Raw genomic sequence first — 17,364 nt, 5'->3', positions numbered from 1 at the left:
TAACCGCGCCGATGTCGGTCGGTCGATAGTCAGATGTGACTATCGTGGAGTGCCTCGGAAATGCTCCGTTGTGGTCATGACGCGCGGCCCCCTCCCCTCGTAACGTCGCGGCATCACGACCTGCGAGCAAACAAGGAGATGCGGCCATGAGCCTGACCACCGCCACCGACGAACTACGCGGCCGATTCGGAGCAGAGGTCATCCTCCCCGACGATCCCGGCTACGACGCCGCCCGGGCGCTGCACAACGCCATGATCGACAAGCGGCCCGCGGTGATCGTGCGTTGCGCGTCCGCGGCCGACGTCGCGGGCGCCCTCGAGTTCGCCCGCACGTCGCGCCTGGCGGTCGCCGTCCGCGGCGGCGGCCACAACGGCCCCGGTTTCGGTTGCGTCGACGGCGGGCTGGTCATCGACCTCTCGCCGATGAAGCGCGTCGACGTGGACGCCGACCGGCGCGTCGTCCGCGTGCAGGGCGGGGCGACGTGGGCACACGTGGACGCCGCGACCCATGCGCACGGGCTGGCGACGCCGTCCGGCATCATCTCCAGCACCGGCGTGGGCGGACTGACCCTGGGCGGTGGCCACGGCTACCTGACCCGCAAGTACGGGCTGACCATCGACAACCTGCTGGAGGCCGAGGTCGTCCTTGCCGAGGGTCGCGTGGTGACCGCGTCCGAATCGGAGCACCCCGATCTGTTCTGGGCTCTGCGCGGCGGCGGTGGCAACTTCGGCGTCGTCACCTCGTTCACGTTCCGGCTGCATCCGGTGCACACCGTGATCTGCGGCCCGACGGCCTGGCCGTCATCGGCCACCGCCGACATCCTCAGGTGGTACCGCGACTTCCTGCCCGCGCAGGACGAAGATCTGTACGGTTTCTTCGCGAGCATGACCGTCCCACCGGTCCCGCCGTTCCCCGAGGCGTTCCACCGGCAGAAGGCATGCGCCGTGGTCTGGTGCTACAGCGGCGATCCCGCCCGTGCCGACGAGGCGTTCGCGCCCGTCCGGCAGATGCAGCCGGCCTTCGAGGGCCTCGCCGCGGCCCCCTATCCCGCGCTGCAGTCCACCTTTGATGCCCTGTATCCCAAAGGCCTGCAATGGTATTGGCGCGGCGACTTCATCCGGTCCGTGCCCGACGCCGCGGTGGAAGCCCATGCCCGGTTCACCGAAGAACTGCCCACGATGCACTCCACGATGCACCTTTACCCGATCGACGGCGCGGTCCATCGGGTCGGCCAGACCGACACCGCGTGGGCCTACCGGGACGTGAACTTCTCACAGGTCATTGCGGGGGTCGATCCGGAGCCGGCCAACGCGGCGGCGCTGAAGCGGTGGACGGCGGACTACTGGAACGCCATCCACCCGCATTCGGCCGGCGGTGCCTACGTCAACTTCATGATGGACGAAGGGCAAGATCGGGTCCGCGCGACCTACGGGCCGAATTACCAGCGGCTCAGCGAGATCAAGGCGCAATACGATCCGGGCAACGTGTTCCACATCAACCAGAACATCGTGCCGGCGGGATCTCCCGACGCCGCATAGGCGCTCCGGCGGCCCGCTTTCGCGCATAATCGATGCGTGATAGAAGATGCCCACCTTTACCGGCGGATCGCACTGCTCGAACATCAGGTGCGCCTGCTCTCCGACCGGCTGGGGGTCCCGTGCCCGACGTTCGGCAGCGACGTCGGCGCGACAGCGTCGGGCGTACTCGAGGGCGGTGTGCCCTCGGAAGTCGTCGCGCTGGCCCGCGCCGGGAACGCCATCGCCGCCATCAAGCTGTTTCGCGAGCTCACCGGTGCCGGGTTGCGGGAAGCCAAAGAGGTTGTCGATTCGCTGTGAAGCGATCGACGTCAACGCCGCCGGAAGGCGCTGCTCATCCGACGTTTGAAGGCCCGATCGAAACGGCGATAAGTGCCGCGCAGCCTCTGCGCCGGCCAACGCTCCCCGGTCAGCTCGGCCGGCAGGAGCGGGTCGAGCTGGAGATGCCGGACCACGGCGATCGAGAGCGCGAACTCGTAGGTGAAGCTTTCCGTCGAATCATCGCGCTCGCCCGTGTCGAGCGCGGCGTCCATGGCGTCGACGAGCAACTTGGCACTTTCCGCCCATTCGTCCAGGGAGAACAGCGTTCGCACTTTCTGGGCGCCGATGTCCGTGGCGGCGCCCAGAAAGTGCGTGCACTGCTGGTCAACCACCGCGCGAAGCGTCGGAAACCGTTGCGGGTCAAGGTTGTCGGGCCTAATCCACACACCTTCGCGAAGTTCGGCCAGGTGTAGCGCCGTAGCGGCCTTCCGCAATTCGAGGCGATCGGCGGCCGATCGGCGCTCCAGGGCGACGATCGCCAGTTCCCATGTTCCGTCCCATCGGTGCGCGGCTACGTCGTCGATCCGGGACGCCTCGTCGACGCGCTCTCGGCGTTCCGCCAATCGCCCAGCTAGCGCGTAACTGCCGCCGTCGGCGGCCAGTTCGCCGTTGGACACCATCCGCCACAGGCACGTGCGGGCCGCGCCAGCGCTGATGCCGAACAGCGAGGCCACCGCGACCAGTTCCCCCACCGTCAGGCGCCCCTCGTCGGATCCGAGCAAGGCCGACGCCAGCACCGAGCGCGCGCTGAGGGGCCGGGTGTCGATCAGGTCGCTCACACGCGACTGGCGCAGGGCGGGCACGGAACGCAACGATATCACTAAATCATTGACGCGTGACAACTACGGTGTGATACTGACCCGCATGAGCTTGCCGACGAAGTCGGTGCTCGCCGACGATGTGCAGATCGTCCGGCGCGTGCTCGCCCACATCGACGCCGGTACCACCGACGAGGGTGCGGGCTGGCGTGAGCCCGTCGAAAACTATTTGAGCGCAATCCGATTCGCCGACGAACTCCGGCTACTTCGGGCGATGCCGAGTGTCTTCGTCCCCTCGGCGGCGATCCCCGCACCGGGGGACCACGTCGGGCGGGTCGCCTTCGGCGTGCCCCTGTTCGCGGTGCGCGGACACGATCAACGGGCGCGGGTGTTCCGCAACGCCTGCCGTCATCGCGGTTTCGCCCTGGTCGAGAAGCCCGGCTGCTCGCACGCGTTGGTGTGCCGCTACCACGGCTGGACGTACCGACTGGACGGTTCGCTCGCGCACGTCCCGCACGCCGAGGCATTTCCCGGCCTGGACGCGGCGGCCCGGGGCCTGGTCGAGGTCCCCAGCCGCGAGGTGGACGGGTTGATCGTGATCGATCCGCTCGACCCGCCGGCCCTCGACGACGACGATTCGATGGCGGCGCTGACCGATGGGAGCCCGTGGCGCGACAAACTGCTGCCCGCGCAGCGGCTCGTGTATACGGATTCGACCGTGCGGGCGATGAACTGGAAGGTGCTCGTCGAACAGTTCCTGGAGGGCTATCACCTCCGCTCAACGCATCGAGACACCTTCTTCCCGGTGCAATACGACGACCTCAACGTCGTCGAAATGTTCGGGCCGAACAGCCGGCTCACGTTCCCGTACCGCAATATCGAACGGCTCCGCGACCGTCCAGAATCGAGCTGGAACGTCGACGCACGGGTCACCTACGTCTACCAGTTGTTCCCCAACGTCATGGTGGCGACCTTCCCCGACGTGGTCTCCGTGGTGGCGATCGACCCGGTGGACGTGTGCCACACCACGGTGAGCACCTACTCGATGGTGAAACCCGAAGTCGCCGGACGAGCTTCTTCCGACCCCTCCGCGAAACTGGTGGGCACAGGCAGCTTTATCGAGCGGGGCCTCGTGGAGGACAACGAGATGTCGGCGGGCGTGCAACGCGGATTGCATTCGGGTGCCAACGAATTCGTGGAGTTCGGCCGGCACGAGAGCGCGATCGGGCATTTCCACGCCACCCTCGACGAGCGCCTGGCTCGTTTGGCCACCGCCTGATTTCACGAGTCGAACGGCGCCATCCGCACGGCCAACGGCAATCCACACCGAACGAGGAGCCCGAAGCGTCCCTTCGGGACCGCCCTGGCCTCGGCCCGCATCATGTGAGCGAGCTCCCTTTTGAAATCGCCTCGTGGGTACCGGCGCAACACCTCTTCGGCGTTACGGGGAGCGATGTCCCACATGCGCAGACCGGCGCCGTCGACCATCGCCCCCCACTGCAGGTAGCAGCCGATGACGCCGTCGGTGTCGACCGCGACCCCCGGCGTCGTATGAACGCAGATGCCGTCCGCGAGCACATTCGCACGTTCGTCGTCGAGTCCGGCGGCGCCGGCGCACGAAAGCATGCGTTCGACGCTGCCGAGCGTGAAATCACGGTGCGCCGTGGGGCTGACGATGCCATAGTCGTGCAGGAGCGATCCGCAGTAGAAGAGCTCGTCGTCCATCGTCTGCCCATCGACGGTCGCAAGCGCACGGCCGAATAACCACGTGCGGTAGGAGTGGCCCTCGAGGGTTGGCGGCAACTCCGCGCACGCCGCTTCGGCCTCGCGAGCGAACCTCGAATCGGGCACCCGGAACGCGTCCAGATCAACCTGCTCGGCCGCGGCCGGGAGTCGGCCCAGTGCGAGCTTGGCCCTGCCCACCGCGTTTTCCCACTGGCCCACCGCAATTGCGATGAAGAGCCGGCGGCGCTCGGCGCGCGACAGCCGACCGCCGGTTCGACGGACCCAGGCTAGACCGCCGAGCCGCTGCGGATCGGGTGCGTCCATGGGACTCCCTGTCGAGCGAGCGCTGCGCCGCTACGGCGTTTTGAGGAAGATGTCGTTGAGGGTGACCGTCCGCAGGTTTCGGTCGCGGATGATCTCGACGAGTTCCGGGTAGACGTGGGTGACCGGTAGGTGATTGAGGTGGCCGATGACGATGGACTGCGGCGTGAAGTACTGATCGGCCATCTTCACGATGTAGTCCTCATGGATCAGGGTGGAATCCGACAGCGAGCCCGACCATAGGGTGGGGATGGTGTAGCCGAGGTCGGCGGCCACCGCGTCGACGGCGGCGTTGCGTTTCGCGTACGGCGGTCGCCAGTAGGGTTTAGCGCCGATGCCGTAGGTCTTCTTCAGGAAATCGTCGTTGCGGGTGATCTGCTGGGCGATCTGGTCTTTGGGGAGAGTGGTCAGATCCGGGTGCGACCAGGTGTGGTTGCCCAGCTGGATCTGCCCGGAGTCGACCAGCGGCCGCAGCATCTGCTGGTTTTCGGTCCAGGACTCGTAGACCCCGTTGACGAAGAACGTCAGGCGCACACCGGTGTCTTTGGCGAACTGCGTGTAGGCGCGCACCACCTCGCTGTTGACGCCGTCGTCCACGGTCAGCGCCAGCAAGTCGCCCTCGCCGGGAATCTTGGTCAGCGCGCCGCCACCGGGCAGCGGGATGCGCGCGCTGAGCGGAGGGGGCGGTAGCAGCGCCGCCGGCGCGGTCGGACCCGAGGTTGCTGCCATGTTCGCCGGGGGCGCCTGGGCGAAGGTTCGGGGTTGCGGGTCGACCACCAAACGGGCCGCCCCCACACCGGCGACGGTGGCCGCGGCCAGCGCCCCGAGGAAACGGCGCCGGTTCAGCTCCGGCGCGCCGAGGTCCCGATCCGAGGCCCCGCGGAAGGCGGTGATGGCGAAGGCGCGGTTCCTTGCAGGTCTTTTGCGGTGCGATGTCGGCACGCGCGATCCGGTACCCCGGATGCCTTCGCTGCCCAACTCCGCCGCCACAGCAGCGAACGGTACCAGTGCCCGTTCGAACATGTCGGGTTCGTTACAGGAGGGTCAGCTGTGAATTCAGCCTCGAAAAGGTAACGATCTTGCGTAGCTGTGATCAATGGGGAGCGCCGCCGCCGCGCTGCGGCAACGGGACGGGCTCGACGCCCGGGGTGCCCAGCGTCCCCGCGAGCCACGGCAGCGACGCGGCGAACGCCTGGGCGGCGAAGGGCCAGTCGTGCCTGCCGGGTTGGGTAACCACCGCGCAGCTGATCCCGTTGGCCGTCGCGACGGCGCACAGCGAATTGGCCGCGGCATCCTGGCCCTCCGGGTTGGCGACCGGGTCGGCGCTGGGAACGGCGAGGTCGGGATTGGCTTCCTGGGCGACGGTGCGCGGGCCCGACGCCGCGGGCACGTCGAACCATCCCGACAGCCCGTTGTAGCGACCGTGGCGGGCGATGACGGTGGCCGGGTCGAACGCCGCCCAGGCGTCGACGTTGCCGCCGAACAACCGGGCAACGGTTTGGTCCTTCGTGCCGATGCTGGGGCTGCGGTCGCCGGCGATGTCGACGAAGGCGCTGAACAACTCCGGATGCATGACGGCCAGGTCGACGGCGCAGGTGCCGCCCATCGACCAACCGGCGACGCCCCAATTGGCCCGGTCGGCGCTCACGCCGAAGTTCGACACCACGAATGGCACGACATCCCTCGTCAGGTGGTCGGCGGCGTTACCGCGGCTGCCGTTGACGCACTCGGTGTCGTTGTCGAACGAACCGGTGGGATCGACGAACACCAGCACCGGGGCGAACCCGTGATGGCCGGCCGCGAACTCGTCGATTGCAGTGAACGCGCCCCCGGGGCGCAGCCAGTCGGCGGGGGTGTTGAATGCGGAGCTGATCATCATGACCGTCGGGAGCCGAGGCGGCGGGTTGCTGTTGAACCACGCGGGGGGCAGATACACCAGCTCCTGTCGGTGGGGGAAGTGCGACGCGTCGGCGCTGATGGTCACGGGCACCACGACGCCCTTGGCCGGCTTGGTGCCCTCGAGCTGCATCGCGGTGACCCGCAGCCGATCGATCTGATCGGGCAGGGGCCGCGACGTCAGCTGATCCCATGCGGCCGCCACGGTCGGGAAATAGCCGACCCAGCCGTTGAGGGCCAGGGCCGCGCACACCGCGCACAGCGGAACCGAAATCACCGCCAGGCCCCGTCGCCACCAGCGGGCACCCGGCCATCCCAGCAGCAGCACCGCGGCCGCGAGCCCGCTCAGCGCTATCCACAGCCACAGCGACACCGGGGCCGGGTCCCCGGCCACTCCGATCGACGTGATGTACCAATACGACAGCGCCGTGACCGCCGCGGCCGTCCCCAGCGCCGCCAGGAGCGGCCAGCCGCGCCACCGCCGCCTGCGCCACCCGACCGCGCCGAGGATCGCAAGCAGCGCCAGGCCTTGCACCGCCACCGGCAGCCAGCCGTGCAGCAAGGACCACTGTTCGACGAAATGGGGCAACGGTCGTGACCTTCGCTCAATCCGATCGTTCTGCGAATGACCCGCCGGCCGTCGCTTGGGGAACGCGGCGGGCCCGATCAACTATCCCACAGGTTCGTCACGCATCGAGCTTGCAAAGGAGCGCAGCCGCAGGCTGTTGCCGACGACGAACACGCTGGAAAGCGCCATCGCGGCGCCCGCCAGCATCGGGTTGAGCAGGCCGAGGGCGGCCAACGGGATGGCCGCGACGTTGTAGCCGAAGGCCCAGAACAGGTTCGTCTTGATCGTGCGCAACGTCCGCCTGGAGAGCCGGATCGCGTCCGCCGCGGCGCGCAGGTCGCCGCGCATCAAGGTCAGGTCGGCGGCGTTGATCGCCACGTCGGTGCCCGTCCCCATCGCGAGCCCCAGATCGGCCGACACCAGGGCCGCGGCGTCGTTGACCCCGTCGCCGACCATGGCGACGACCCTGCCCGCGGCTTGCAGACGCTTGACGGCGGCGACTTTGTCGGCCGGCAGGACATCGGCGATGACCTGCGCGATGCCGACCTCGTCGGCGATGTGCCGGGCGACGGCCTTGTTGTCGCCGGTCAGCAGCACCGGGGTCAATCCCAGGCTTTCCAGCTGCCGGATTGCCTCGGCGCTGGTGGGTCTGACGGTGTCGGCCACCACCAGAATCCCGCGCGCGCGGCCGTCCCACCCGACGGCCACGGCGGTCTTGCCGTCGCCCTCGGCGCGAGCCTTGGCGGCCGACAATTCGGCGTCGAGGTGCTGGCCCCGATCGGCCAACAGGCTCTCCCGCCCCACGGCGACGGCGCGCCCGTCGACCACCCCGTGCACGCCCTGGCCTTCGACGTTTGCGAACACCCGGGCCGTCGGCAGGCCGCCCAGTTCGGCGGCGGCGGCGTCGGCGATCGCCCGCGCGAGGGGATGCTCGGAGGCGTCTTCCACGGCTCCGGCATAGCGCAGCAGCGTTTCGCGGTCGGCGTGCGGGCCGGTGATCACGTCGACGAGCGTCATCTTGCCGGTGGTGACGGTGCCGGTCTTGTCGAGGACGATCGTGTCGACCTTGCGCGTCGACTCCAGGACCTCGGGCCCCTTGATGAGCGCGCCGAGTTGGGCCGCTCGCCCGCTGCCGACCAACAAAGCGGTCGGCGTGGCCAGCCCGAGCGCGCACGGGCACGCGATGATCAGCACCGCCACCGCGGCCGTCAGCGCCGCGGTGCCGGGGGCGCCGGCCGCCACCCATATCGCGAGGGTGGCCGCGGCGATCACGATGACGACCGGCACGAACACGGCGGCGATGCGGTCGGCGAGCCGCTGCACCTGGGCCCGGCCGGACTGCGCGGCCTCGACGAGCCTGGCCATTTGCGCCAGCTGGGTGTCTTCGCCGACGCGCGTGGCGCGCACGACCAGCCGGCCGCCCGCGTTCACGGTGGCGCCGATGACGGGATCGCCCTGACCCACCTCGACGGGCACGGACTCGCCGGTGAGCATCGAGGCGTCCACCGCCGAGGATCCCGAGACGACGGTCCCGTCCGTGGCGATCTTCTCCCCCGGGCGCACCACGAACTCGTCGCCGATCTGCAGCTGGTCGACGGGGACGCGCGTCTCGGTGCCACCCCGCAGCACCGCGACGTCCTTGGCGCCGAGCTGCAGCAGGGCGCGCAACGCGGCGCCCGCACGCCGCTTCGAGCGTTTCTCGAAGTAGCGGCCGGCCAGGACGAACAGGGTCACGCCCGCGGCCACCTCGAAGTAGATGTTGCCCGCGCCGTTGCCGCGCGCCGCGGTGAGTTCGAAGCCGTGGCGCATGCCCGCCCGGCCGGCCGTCCCGAAAATCAGGGCATACAGCGACCAGACGAACGCCGACAGCGTCCCCACCGAGACGAGCGTGTCCATGGTCGCGGCGCCGTGTTTGAGGTTCACCCATGCCGCGGCGTGGAACGGGCGGCCCGCCCACCCGACCACCGGCGTGGCCAGGGCCAGCGACACCCATTGCCAGTCGCGGAATTGCAGCGCCGGGATCATCGCCATCGCGATCACCGGGACGCCGAGCGCGATCGCAGCGATCAGCCGGGCGCGCAGGGCCGCGAGTTCGGTGGTCTCCGGCGTCTCGGGCGCGGGTTCCCGCCGCGGCAGTGCCGCGGCGTAGCCGGCCTTCTCGACTTCGGCGATCAGCGCTTGCGTGTCGTATCCGGCCGGGACCGTAACGGCGGCCGTCTCGGTCGCGTAGTTGACCTGCGCGTCGACCCCGTCGAGCTTGTTCAGCTTCTTCTCGATGCGCATCGCGCACGACGCGCAGCTCATCCCCGCGATTTCCAGCTCGACACTGGTCAGTGCGGTCGGCGGGCCGGGCTTCACGCGACCAGGACCGCCTCGTATCCGGCTTCGTCGACGGCGCCCAGCACGGCATTCGCGTCGATGGGCACGGAACTGACCACCACGAGCCGGCCGCTGCGGGCGTTGACGTCGATGCCGTCGACGCCCGGGATCTGGGCGACCTCGGCCCGGACGGCGGCCTCGCAGTGCCCGCAGGTCATCCCGGTCACCCGGAACTCGCTGGTCGCCATGCCGCTCCTTTCGGTGATACCCCCTAGGGGTACGTCTGTACCCAACGTTTCCGTCCCTTGGGTATTCCCGGATCGGCGGGTTGAACGCAGGCAGCACCATTCTGCCCGGGCGGTGAGCGAAGGCAGCTCCGGGCTGGCGATCAGACGTAGCCGACGCCGCTGTCGACCGAGACCTGGCTGGCGGTCACCAGCCTGGATTGGTCCGATGCCAGCCACGCGACCGCGTCGGAGATGTCTTCGGGCTGGGCGGTGCCATCGGGCAACAGCGGTTTGTGCAGGCCCCTGAGGTGGGGGTAGGAGTCGGCGGCCGATCGAAGGGCGTCGCGCATGCGACCGGTGCCCATCGGCGTCGAGACCGCTCCCGGGTTCAAACTGTTGACGCGGATGTTGTACCGGCCGAGCTCGGCGGCGAATGCGCGCGCCATCCCGACCACGGCATGTTTGCTGGCCGTGTAGTGGATCATGAACGACTGCATGTTGATGCCGGCGGCGGACCCGATGAGGATGATGGAACCGCCCCGGCCACCGTTGATGATGTGCTGAGCGCCGGCCATCACCGTGTTCCAGGTGCCGATCACGTTCGTGTCGATGGTGTCGCGAAACGCTTGCGCGGTGATTTGGTCCCAGGGCGCGGGACTGCAGATGCCGGCATTGGCGACGATGATGTCCAGGCGACCGAGGTCGCCGACGCCCGCGTCGACGGCGGCCGTCAGCGCGTCGAGGTCGCGGACGTCGACCGCCGACGCGATGACCTTCCTGCCGTTGGCTCTGACCAGTCGCGCGGTCTCGGCGAGGTCGTCGGCGGTCGGTGAATCGTAGGGAACGCTGGGGGGCAGCGGTCCGGCGATGTCGACCGCGATGATGTCGGCGCCCTCGGCGCTGAGCCGCACCGCGTGCGACCGCCCCTGTCCCCGCGCGGCGCCGGTAATCAGCGCCACCCTTCCCGAAATCGACTGGCTCACCGAACCCCTCCATGCGCAACGTCGTTGTTCGAACAGTGTCGTAAAAGTTCAACTCGGCGAAGCGTAGCGTCGACCTCGCGCAACCGAACGCCCGGAAGGAGACCGTCATGACCGTCAACGTTGTCGATGCGGGGCCTCGGCAGGTAAGTCGGTCGGTTGACGTGGACGCGCCCGCCGCGGAGTTGTACGCGATGGCCGCCGATCCCCGGCGCCACCACGAATTGGACGGATCTGGCACCGTGGGCAACAACATCAGTGTTCCTTCGCAAATGGCTGTGGGCTCGAAGTTCTCGACGAAGATGAAGATGTATGGCGTGCCCTACCGCATCACCAGCAGGGTGACGGCCCTCAAGCCGAACGAGCTGATCGAATGGCGCCATCCGGTGGGGCACCGATGGCGGTGGCAGTTCGAGTCGCTCTCACCGACCCGGACGCGGGTCACCGAGACTTTCGACTACAGCCAGGCCGGCGCGGTCAAGAACGGGCTGAAGTACTACGAACGGATGGGTTTTCGCAAGGGCAATGCCGCCGGCATCGAGGCGACGCTGGCCAAGCTGCGCGACCGCTACGCGGCGCAGTAGTCACTCGGTCGGTCGCAGCACTCGATTGGGTGGTTGAACCCAATCGCGGTGCGGATCGTGGGTCCGTATGGGGCGACATCCCGTCGCCGCCCAACGGCAGGAAGGACCCACCGCCCATGATCGACCACGGCCTGGCCACCGCCACGACTCCACCTCGTCTCGCGCGGTCGCTGACCCGGTCGGGGCAACTGATCAGCCGTTACGGGCTGGTGGTCGTGCTCGCCTGGATCGGGTTCGGCAAATACGTGAAGATGGAGTCCCGGGTGCTCATCGAGCACAGCCCGCTGATGAGCTGGATCTACCGCGTGCTCATCGTCACCGAGGTGGCGCGCGCCCTGGGGACCATGGAAATCGTTGCGGCGCTTCTTATTGCGCTGCGCCCGGTATGGCCCCGCGCATCGGCGATCGGCAGCGCTCTGGCGGTGGTGCTCTTCATGGGAACGCTGAGCTTCCTGTTCACCACGCCCGGAGTGGTCGCCACCCACGCCGCCGGCCTTCCCGTGTTGTCGGGGATGCCGGGCCAATTCCTGCTCAAGGATCTCGTCTTGATCGGCGTTGCGCTGTGGACTCTCGGCGACTCGCTTGCGGCGCGAAAAGCGTTCCCCTGATCAGTTCCTTGGCGGAATCCAGCGTGGCCGCGTAAGCATCCGGTGTCAGGTGGGTCGCGCGCTCCATCAGACCGCGTGCCAGCGCATAGATGGCGTCGACCGCGGCGGCGGGTTCGGTGCCCGGTGGCAGCGCTTTCCGCGCCCGGGCCTCGTCGAGGATTTCATCGATGATGTCGCGCAACGCTTTTAACCCGGGGTGGCGTACTCGGCCGCGGCGGGGGTGGGCGGCACCTTCGGCCCGCATCGCCCGATCGAACGCGGCCAGGTGTGGGTACTCGCGCAGCAGCCGGTGCATCTCGTCCAGCACCGCCTCGAGGCGCTCGACGGTGTCCCCGGGGAGGGCGGCGGCGGCCCGCAACCGGGCGGATGCGATCTCGTCGATGTCCTGAGCGGTCGCCGCGAGCAACGCGGACTTGTTCGGGAAATAGTGATACAGGCTGCCGCTGGTCATCTCGGCGGCCTTGGCGATCTCGCGAATGGTCGCCTTGGAATAGCCCACCGTCGCGACGCAGCGCATGGCCGCGACGATGATTCGGGCCCGGGTCTGTTCGCCGCTGGCGCCCACCGGCCGGCCGAGCGGCGGCGACGTGACGGTCTTGCGGTCAGTCACCGCGCACCTCCGCGCCGCAGCCGGGCCATAATTGATCGCACGATTATATTCGACGGTGTCGGCCGACGGGACGCAGGACTGAGGACATGATGACGCGGGCGCAGCTGGGCCGCCCGGTCGGTGCCAGCGGGGAAAAGACCCGCCGGCGGATCATCGTCGCCACCATGCGCTGCGTGGCGACGGTGGGCTATTCCAAGGCGACCATCCGCGAGATCGCCCGCACCGCGGAGGTGACCAGCGCCAGCCTGTACAACTACTTTCCCAACAAGTCCGAGTTGATCAACGCGGCCATCGCGGCCAGAACCGATGTCGCGCTGCCACGGCTGCGCCGGGCCGCGGCCCGTCCCGGGGGCGCCATCGACCGGATCGAGGCGGTGCTCGACGAATCGGGCCGGTTGATGCGGGAGTTCCCGGACCTCGCGGCTTTCGAGTGGGCGATCCGGGCCGAGGGCGCCGTTGCGCTCGACGCCGAACAGGCCGGCAACGGCGGGTTTACGGCGTTTCGCGACATCATCGAAGGCATCCTGGAGGACGCCCCGGAGGGCGCCTCCGAGGTGGTCTATTCACTGGTCTACGGCCTCACCGAACTGGGGGCCTCGCTTCCTTCCGAGGAGTACCAGGCGGCGCTGCGCTCGGCGAAGAAGCTGATCAGGGGGACGCTGTTAGGTCCGAGCGGCCGAAGTTCAGAGGAGCCGGACCGCTCGGCATCGCGGGCGCGGCGCGCCGGCCATTGATATGATCAATTGATTGATTATATAGTCGGGGTCACGATGAGGAAGTCGATGCCTTGACCGATACCGTGGGCGTGACGTTCGACGTCGAAGCGCTGCGGCGGCGCTACGCCGAGGAGCGGGCGCGCCGCCTGCGCCCCGACGGGATCGCGCAGTACGTCGAGACGGCGGGCGCCTTCGCCCGATTCGCCGAGGACCCGTGGGTGGATGGAACGTTCACCCGTGAGCCGCTCACCGATGAGGTGGACGTCGCGGTCATCGGCGCCGGCTTCGGCGGGCTCCTGACGGGCGCGCGGTTGCGGGAGCACGGCGTCGGGAGCGTGCGGTTGATCGACCGAGCGGCGGACGTGGGCGGCACCTGGTACTGGAACCGGTATCCGGGGATCGCCTGCGATGTCGAGTCCTACGTGTACATGCCGCTGTTGGAGGAGCTCGGCTATCTTCCCTCGGACAAGTACGCCAGGGGCTCGGAGATCTTTGCGCACTGCCAGCGCATCGCCGAGCGCTACGACCTCTACCGCGACGCCTGCCTGCGCACCGAGGTACACGAGATACGTTGGAATGCGGAGACTTCGCGCTGGATCATCCGGACCAATCACGGTGACGAGATGCGCGCCAAGTTCGTCTCCATGGCCAACGGCTATCAGGCCAAGCCCAAGCTGCCGGGGATCGAGGGTCTGGGCCGTTTCCGCGGCAAGGCCTTCCACACCAGCCGGTGGGATTACGGCTACACGGGCGAAAGACTGGAGAACCTCGCCGGCAAGCGCGTCGGCATCATCGGCACGGGCGCGACGGCCGTCCAGTGCGTCCCGCACCTCGCCGCGGCGGCGCAGCGGCTGTTCGTCTTCCAGCGCACGCCGTCCTCGGTCGACGTGCGCGCCAATCGACCGACGGATGCCAACTGGGCCAACACATTACGGCCCGGCTGGCAGCGTGAACGCATCCGGAACTTCCAGGTCCTGACGGCCGGCGGGCGGGCCGAGGAAGACCTGGTGGCCGACGCGTGGACAAGCATCACCCGGAAACTTCCGGTCATGCGCCAGGACGGCGACGGCGCGCCGGCGCTCAACATCGAACTGGCCGACTTCGCGAAGATGGAGGAGATCCGGAGGCGAGTCGACGAGGTCGTGGCCGATCCCGACACCGCCGAGGCGCTCAAACCCTGGTACGGATACTTCTGCAAGCGGCCCTGCTTTCACGACGACTACCTGCAGACCTTCAACCGCGACAATGTCATCTTGGTCGACACCCGGGGCCGCGGGGTGGAGCGCATCACCGAGGACGGTGTCGTGGTCGACGGGGTGACCTACGAACTCGATTGCCTGATTTTCGCAACGGGTTTCGAGGTGGGCACCGACTATTGCCGGCGCACGGGGTTCGAGCTGATCGGCCGCGACGGCGTGACGCTGACGGACCGGTGGCGCGACGGCGTGCGAACATTTCAGGGGCTGTGCGCCAACGGCTTTCCGAATTGCTTCATCGAGAGCATCGCCCAGGCGGGGCTCACGGTGAACTTCCCTTACCTGCTGGACGTACAGGCCAGCCACGCCGCGTGGATCATCGCCTGGGCGCTGGCTCGCGGGGTCAGCGAGATCGAGGCGTCACCCGCCGCCGAAGCCGCCTGGGTCGACATGGTGGTGGCCCGCTCGTCCGCGACCGCCGAGCGGGCGAAGACCTGCACCCCGGGCTACTACAACCGGGAAGGTAAGGCGGACGCCAAGACTCGGCAGGGCAGCTTCTTCATCGGTGCGCCGACCGAATACGACGACATCTTGACGGCATGGCGGGCTGCCGGGGAAATGGAGGGGCTCGAGATTCGCGGGGCCGGTCCGTGAAGTACGTCCTCGGGCGAGCCCGGGCCGCGACCCGGCGTCGACCTGCACCGACGGTGGTGATCATCGGAGCCGGGTTCGGCGGCCTGGGAACTGCCGTGGCGCTGCGCCGCGCAGGCATCGACGACCTGACGATCATCGAGGCCGACGGCGGGGTCGGGGGCACCTGGCGGCGCAACACCTATCCCGGCGCCGCCTGTGACATCCAGAGCCACCTGTATTCGTTTTCGTTCGCGCCCAACAAGTCCTGGACGCGCACCTACGCGCGGCAGCCCGAGATCCTGGCCTACCTGGAGTCGGTGGCCGACGACTTCGACCTGCGTCGCCACCTCATGCTCGACACCCGGGTCAACACGATCCGCTGGAACGCCGATACGTGGCAGTGGGACTGTGCGCTGGACCGCTCCGGGCACACCGTCAACCTGTCCGCCGACGTCGTCGTGTGCGCCGTGGGTCTGTTCGGGTCGCTCAGGCTGCCCGATATCACCGGCCTCAACGCCTTCGGCGGCGCGCTCATGCACACGGCGCAGTGGGATCACACCATCGACCTGGCCGGCAAGAAAGTGGCGGTGATCGGCACGGGGGCCAGCGGCGTGCAAGCCGTGCCCGAGCTGGCCAGAATCGCCGACCGCGTGACGGTGTTCCAGCGCACCCCGCCGTGGATGGTCCCGAAAGACGACCGTCCCTACACCCCAACCGAATTGGCGCAATTCCGGCGCAACCCGCTGGCTAGCCGCCGCACGCGCTGGCAGATCTGGAAATTCCAGCACGACAATACCGCGACCTTCGCCGACGACCCCGTCGTCACCGCGCGCACCCAGATCGCAACGTCGTTCCTGGAGCGCACAGTGGCCGACGAGCGGCTCCGGCGGGCACTGACACCGGACTATCCGTTCCGCTGTAAGCGGGTGCTGCTCGGTGACGACTACTACCGGGCCCTGCAGCAAGACCATGTCGACCTTGTCACCGCGCCCATCGATCACGTCACCGAGACGTCGGTTGTCACCAAGGCCGGCCAGCGCGTCGACGTCGATGCGATCGTGCTGGCCACCGGATTTGAGACGTCACGCTACCTGTCGGGCATTGACGTCATCGGGACCGGGGGACAGCGCCTGCACGAGCGCTGGGGACCCGATCCCAGCGCCTACCTGGGCGTCGCGGTGAGTGGATTCCCCAACTTCTTCATGCTTTACGGCCCCAACACCAACCAAGGCGGCAACTCGATCGTCTACATCCTCGAGGCCGGCGCGCGCCTGGTGGCCAGCGCGGTGAGTCGGGTGGCACGCCGAGGTGGATACGTCGACGTGCGCCCGGAAGCCGAAAAGCGCTACAACGAACAGCTTTCCGCCGACCTCGAGCGCACCATCTGGACCCAGTGCGACAGCTACTTCCGCTCGCCCACCGGCCGGATCGTTACCCAGTGGCCCTACACCGAACTGGAATACGCCCGCCGCACCTGGCGCCTGCGGCCACGAGATTGGTTGCACCACTCAAGGGGCGCTGCGCCGCTTTCGGGCGGACCTCGGGACGTCCATCTTCGTGGCTTCCTCGGTAGCGATCCTGCCCGCCACGTTGTCGATCGCCCTGCGGAACGCCTGCATGCCGAGACCGATCCCCAGGGAACGTAACTGAATGGTCTTGTCGGCGATCGCGGGCCAGTCGTCGATGGGTAGCCCGGCGTGCAGGAAGGGCTCCCAGATTTCGTCGCGATAGAGGTCGACGAGCGCCTGCATGCTCGCGATCTGGTGATCGGCCATATGGGTGAGGGCCCGAGCGATCTTGTCCAAGGGCAGGCCGATCGCGGCCAGCTTCTCGACGTAGTCGAACGTTCTGGTGTCGGTGATGATCAGCAGTTCGTCGTCGACGAGGTCGATCAGCCCGCAGTCCGCCAAGTTTCGTTCCGCGTCGGCGCCGAACTGTTCGGCCAGGTCGGCCCGTTTCATCTCCATCGATCCGGTGAGGTTGGCGGGGCTGAGCACTTCCGAGGCGAGCCGGCGTACCTCCGGCGCCGAGTCGCCCGACTGCTCCAGGATCCGCCGGATGACGTCGAGCGGAAAACCCTGCGAGCGAAGCGATTTGATGCGTTCAATGTGTGAGATGTGGGCGTCGTTGTAAATCCCGATCCGACCGCGGCGCTGCGGCGGTGGTATCAGGCCGTTGGTTTGCCACTCGCGAATGTTTCGCGCCGTCATCTCGACGCGGCGCGCGAGCTCGTCGATTGTCATGTCCATCGCGATCACCATTGTCGATTACGGAGATTTACGTTACGGTCCCGTACGTAACAGTATATAGGACGGGTGACCGATGACGCTCACTGACGGGGTTCGCTTCACCGGTTCGGCGGCGCGC

General features: G+C 68.1%; 16 protein-coding genes and 1 pseudogene. 8 read left to right on the top strand and 9 right to left on the bottom strand.

Features of this window, described 5'->3' with window-relative positions; translation table 11 throughout:
• The first annotated feature begins 146 nt into the window (after positions 1-146).
• Both MTAB308_RS15775 and MTAB308_RS15770 read left to right on the top strand, forming a co-directional pair.
• The gene (locus tag MTAB308_RS15775; RefSeq protein ID WP_077100401.1) at positions 147-1,538 is read left to right on the top strand and encodes an FAD-binding oxidoreductase; all 1,392 of its coding nucleotides are present in this window, start codon (positions 147-149) and stop codon (positions 1,536-1,538) included.
• A 36-nt stretch (positions 1,539-1,574) separates the two neighbouring features.
• On the top strand, positions 1,575-1,835 hold the full coding sequence (locus MTAB308_RS15770) for a ribosomal protein L7/L12 (RefSeq protein ID WP_066917218.1): 261 nt from the start codon (positions 1,575-1,577) through the stop codon (positions 1,833-1,835).
• A gap of 11 nt (positions 1,836-1,846) precedes the next feature.
• Here the strand turns inward: MTAB308_RS15770 and MTAB308_RS15765 are convergent, their stop codons facing one another.
• Complete coding sequence (locus MTAB308_RS15765; RefSeq protein ID WP_077100400.1) at positions 1,847-2,659, bottom strand: PaaX family transcriptional regulator C-terminal domain-containing protein; 813 nt, start codon at positions 2,657-2,659, stop codon at positions 1,847-1,849.
• Between the two features lie 61 nt (positions 2,660-2,720).
• Between MTAB308_RS15765 and MTAB308_RS15760 the strand changes: the two genes are divergently transcribed.
• Entirely contained in the window at positions 2,721-3,893 is a 1,173-nt protein-coding gene (locus MTAB308_RS15760; RefSeq protein ID WP_077100399.1) for an aromatic ring-hydroxylating oxygenase subunit alpha, read from the top strand.
• Positions 3,894-3,895: 2 nt separating this feature from the next.
• Here the strand turns inward: MTAB308_RS15760 and MTAB308_RS28900 are convergent, their stop codons facing one another.
• The 6 genes from MTAB308_RS28900 to MTAB308_RS15735 all read right to left on the bottom strand — a co-directional run bounded on the left by MTAB308_RS28900 (position 3,896) and on the right by MTAB308_RS15735 (position 10,653).
• A complete protein-coding gene (locus MTAB308_RS28900; RefSeq protein ID WP_077100398.1) occupies positions 3,896-4,663 on the bottom strand; it encodes an HD domain-containing protein in 768 nt (255 codons plus the stop codon).
• Positions 4,664-4,693: 30 nt separating this feature from the next.
• The gene (locus MTAB308_RS15755) at positions 4,694-5,506 is read right to left on the bottom strand and encodes a polysaccharide deacetylase family protein (protein ID WP_077104412.1); all 813 of its coding nucleotides are present in this window, start codon (positions 5,504-5,506) and stop codon (positions 4,694-4,696) included.
• Between the two features lie 247 nt (positions 5,507-5,753).
• A complete protein-coding gene (locus MTAB308_RS15750; protein ID WP_077100397.1) occupies positions 5,754-7,145 on the bottom strand; it encodes an alpha/beta hydrolase in 1,392 nt (463 codons plus the stop codon).
• Between the two features lie 81 nt (positions 7,146-7,226).
• Entirely contained in the window at positions 7,227-9,482 is a 2,256-nt protein-coding gene (locus MTAB308_RS15745) for a heavy metal translocating P-type ATPase (RefSeq protein ID WP_342744158.1), read from the bottom strand.
• Entirely contained in the window at positions 9,479-9,691 is a 213-nt protein-coding gene (locus MTAB308_RS15740) for a heavy-metal-associated domain-containing protein (protein WP_077100396.1), read from the bottom strand. Before MTAB308_RS15740 ends, MTAB308_RS15745 begins: the two co-directional genes overlap by 4 nt.
• A 140-nt stretch (positions 9,692-9,831) precedes the next feature.
• On the bottom strand, positions 9,832-10,653 hold the full coding sequence (locus tag MTAB308_RS15735) for a mycofactocin-coupled SDR family oxidoreductase (protein WP_077100395.1): 822 nt from the start codon (positions 10,651-10,653) through the stop codon (positions 9,832-9,834).
• 107 nt (positions 10,654-10,760) lie between these two features.
• Between MTAB308_RS15735 and MTAB308_RS15730 the strand changes: the two genes are divergently transcribed.
• Together MTAB308_RS15730 and MTAB308_RS15725 are read left to right on the top strand one after the other, a co-directional pair.
• The gene (locus tag MTAB308_RS15730) at positions 10,761-11,234 is read left to right on the top strand and encodes an SRPBCC family protein (protein WP_077100394.1); all 474 of its coding nucleotides are present in this window, start codon (positions 10,761-10,763) and stop codon (positions 11,232-11,234) included.
• 116 nt (positions 11,235-11,350) lie between these two features.
• Positions 11,351-11,842 carry a DUF417 family protein gene (locus MTAB308_RS15725; protein ID WP_077100393.1) on the top strand — a complete coding sequence of 164 codons (492 nt, stop codon included), beginning with the start codon at positions 11,351-11,353 and terminating at the stop codon, positions 11,840-11,842.
• On the opposite strand, the gene MTAB308_RS15720 is transcribed toward MTAB308_RS15725, so the two are convergent.
• Complete coding sequence (locus tag MTAB308_RS15720) at positions 11,766-12,452, bottom strand: TetR/AcrR family transcriptional regulator (protein ID WP_077100392.1); 687 nt, start codon at positions 12,450-12,452, stop codon at positions 11,766-11,768. The genes MTAB308_RS15725 and MTAB308_RS15720 overlap by 77 nt on opposite strands.
• Positions 12,453-12,541: 89 nt before the next feature.
• Between MTAB308_RS15720 and MTAB308_RS15715 the strand changes: the two genes are divergently transcribed.
• From MTAB308_RS15715 to MTAB308_RS15705, 3 genes are read left to right on the top strand one after another with little or no spacing between them, the layout of a single operon-like run.
• The gene (locus tag MTAB308_RS15715) at positions 12,542-13,186 is read left to right on the top strand and encodes a TetR/AcrR family transcriptional regulator (protein WP_077104408.1); all 645 of its coding nucleotides are present in this window, start codon (positions 12,542-12,544) and stop codon (positions 13,184-13,186) included.
• Positions 13,187-13,239: 53 nt separating this feature from the next.
• Positions 13,240-15,018: a flavin-containing monooxygenase gene (locus MTAB308_RS15710; protein ID WP_077100391.1), complete on the top strand. Its 1,779-nt coding sequence runs from the start codon at positions 13,240-13,242 to the stop codon at positions 15,016-15,018.
• A 53-nt stretch (positions 15,019-15,071) separates the two neighbouring features.
• Positions 15,072-16,643, top strand: coding sequence for a flavin-containing monooxygenase (locus tag MTAB308_RS15705; RefSeq protein ID WP_245831520.1), 1,572 nt, complete (start codon positions 15,072-15,074; stop codon positions 16,641-16,643).
• 405 nt (positions 16,644-17,048) lie between these two features.
• On the opposite strand, the pseudogene MTAB308_RS30305 reads toward MTAB308_RS15705, so the two are convergent.
• A pseudogene (locus MTAB308_RS30305) lies at positions 17,049-17,240 on the bottom strand (helix-turn-helix domain-containing protein); the annotation flags it as partial.
• Positions 17,241-17,364: the final 124 nt, after the last annotated feature.

It is taken from the genome of Mycobacterium terramassiliense, from assembly GCF_900157385.1.
Lineage (GTDB): Bacteria > Actinomycetota > Actinomycetes > Mycobacteriales > Mycobacteriaceae > Mycobacterium > Mycobacterium terramassiliense.
The sequence above is the reverse complement of the archived record's forward strand: the minus strand, read 5'-3'. Positions and strand labels throughout refer to the sequence as shown.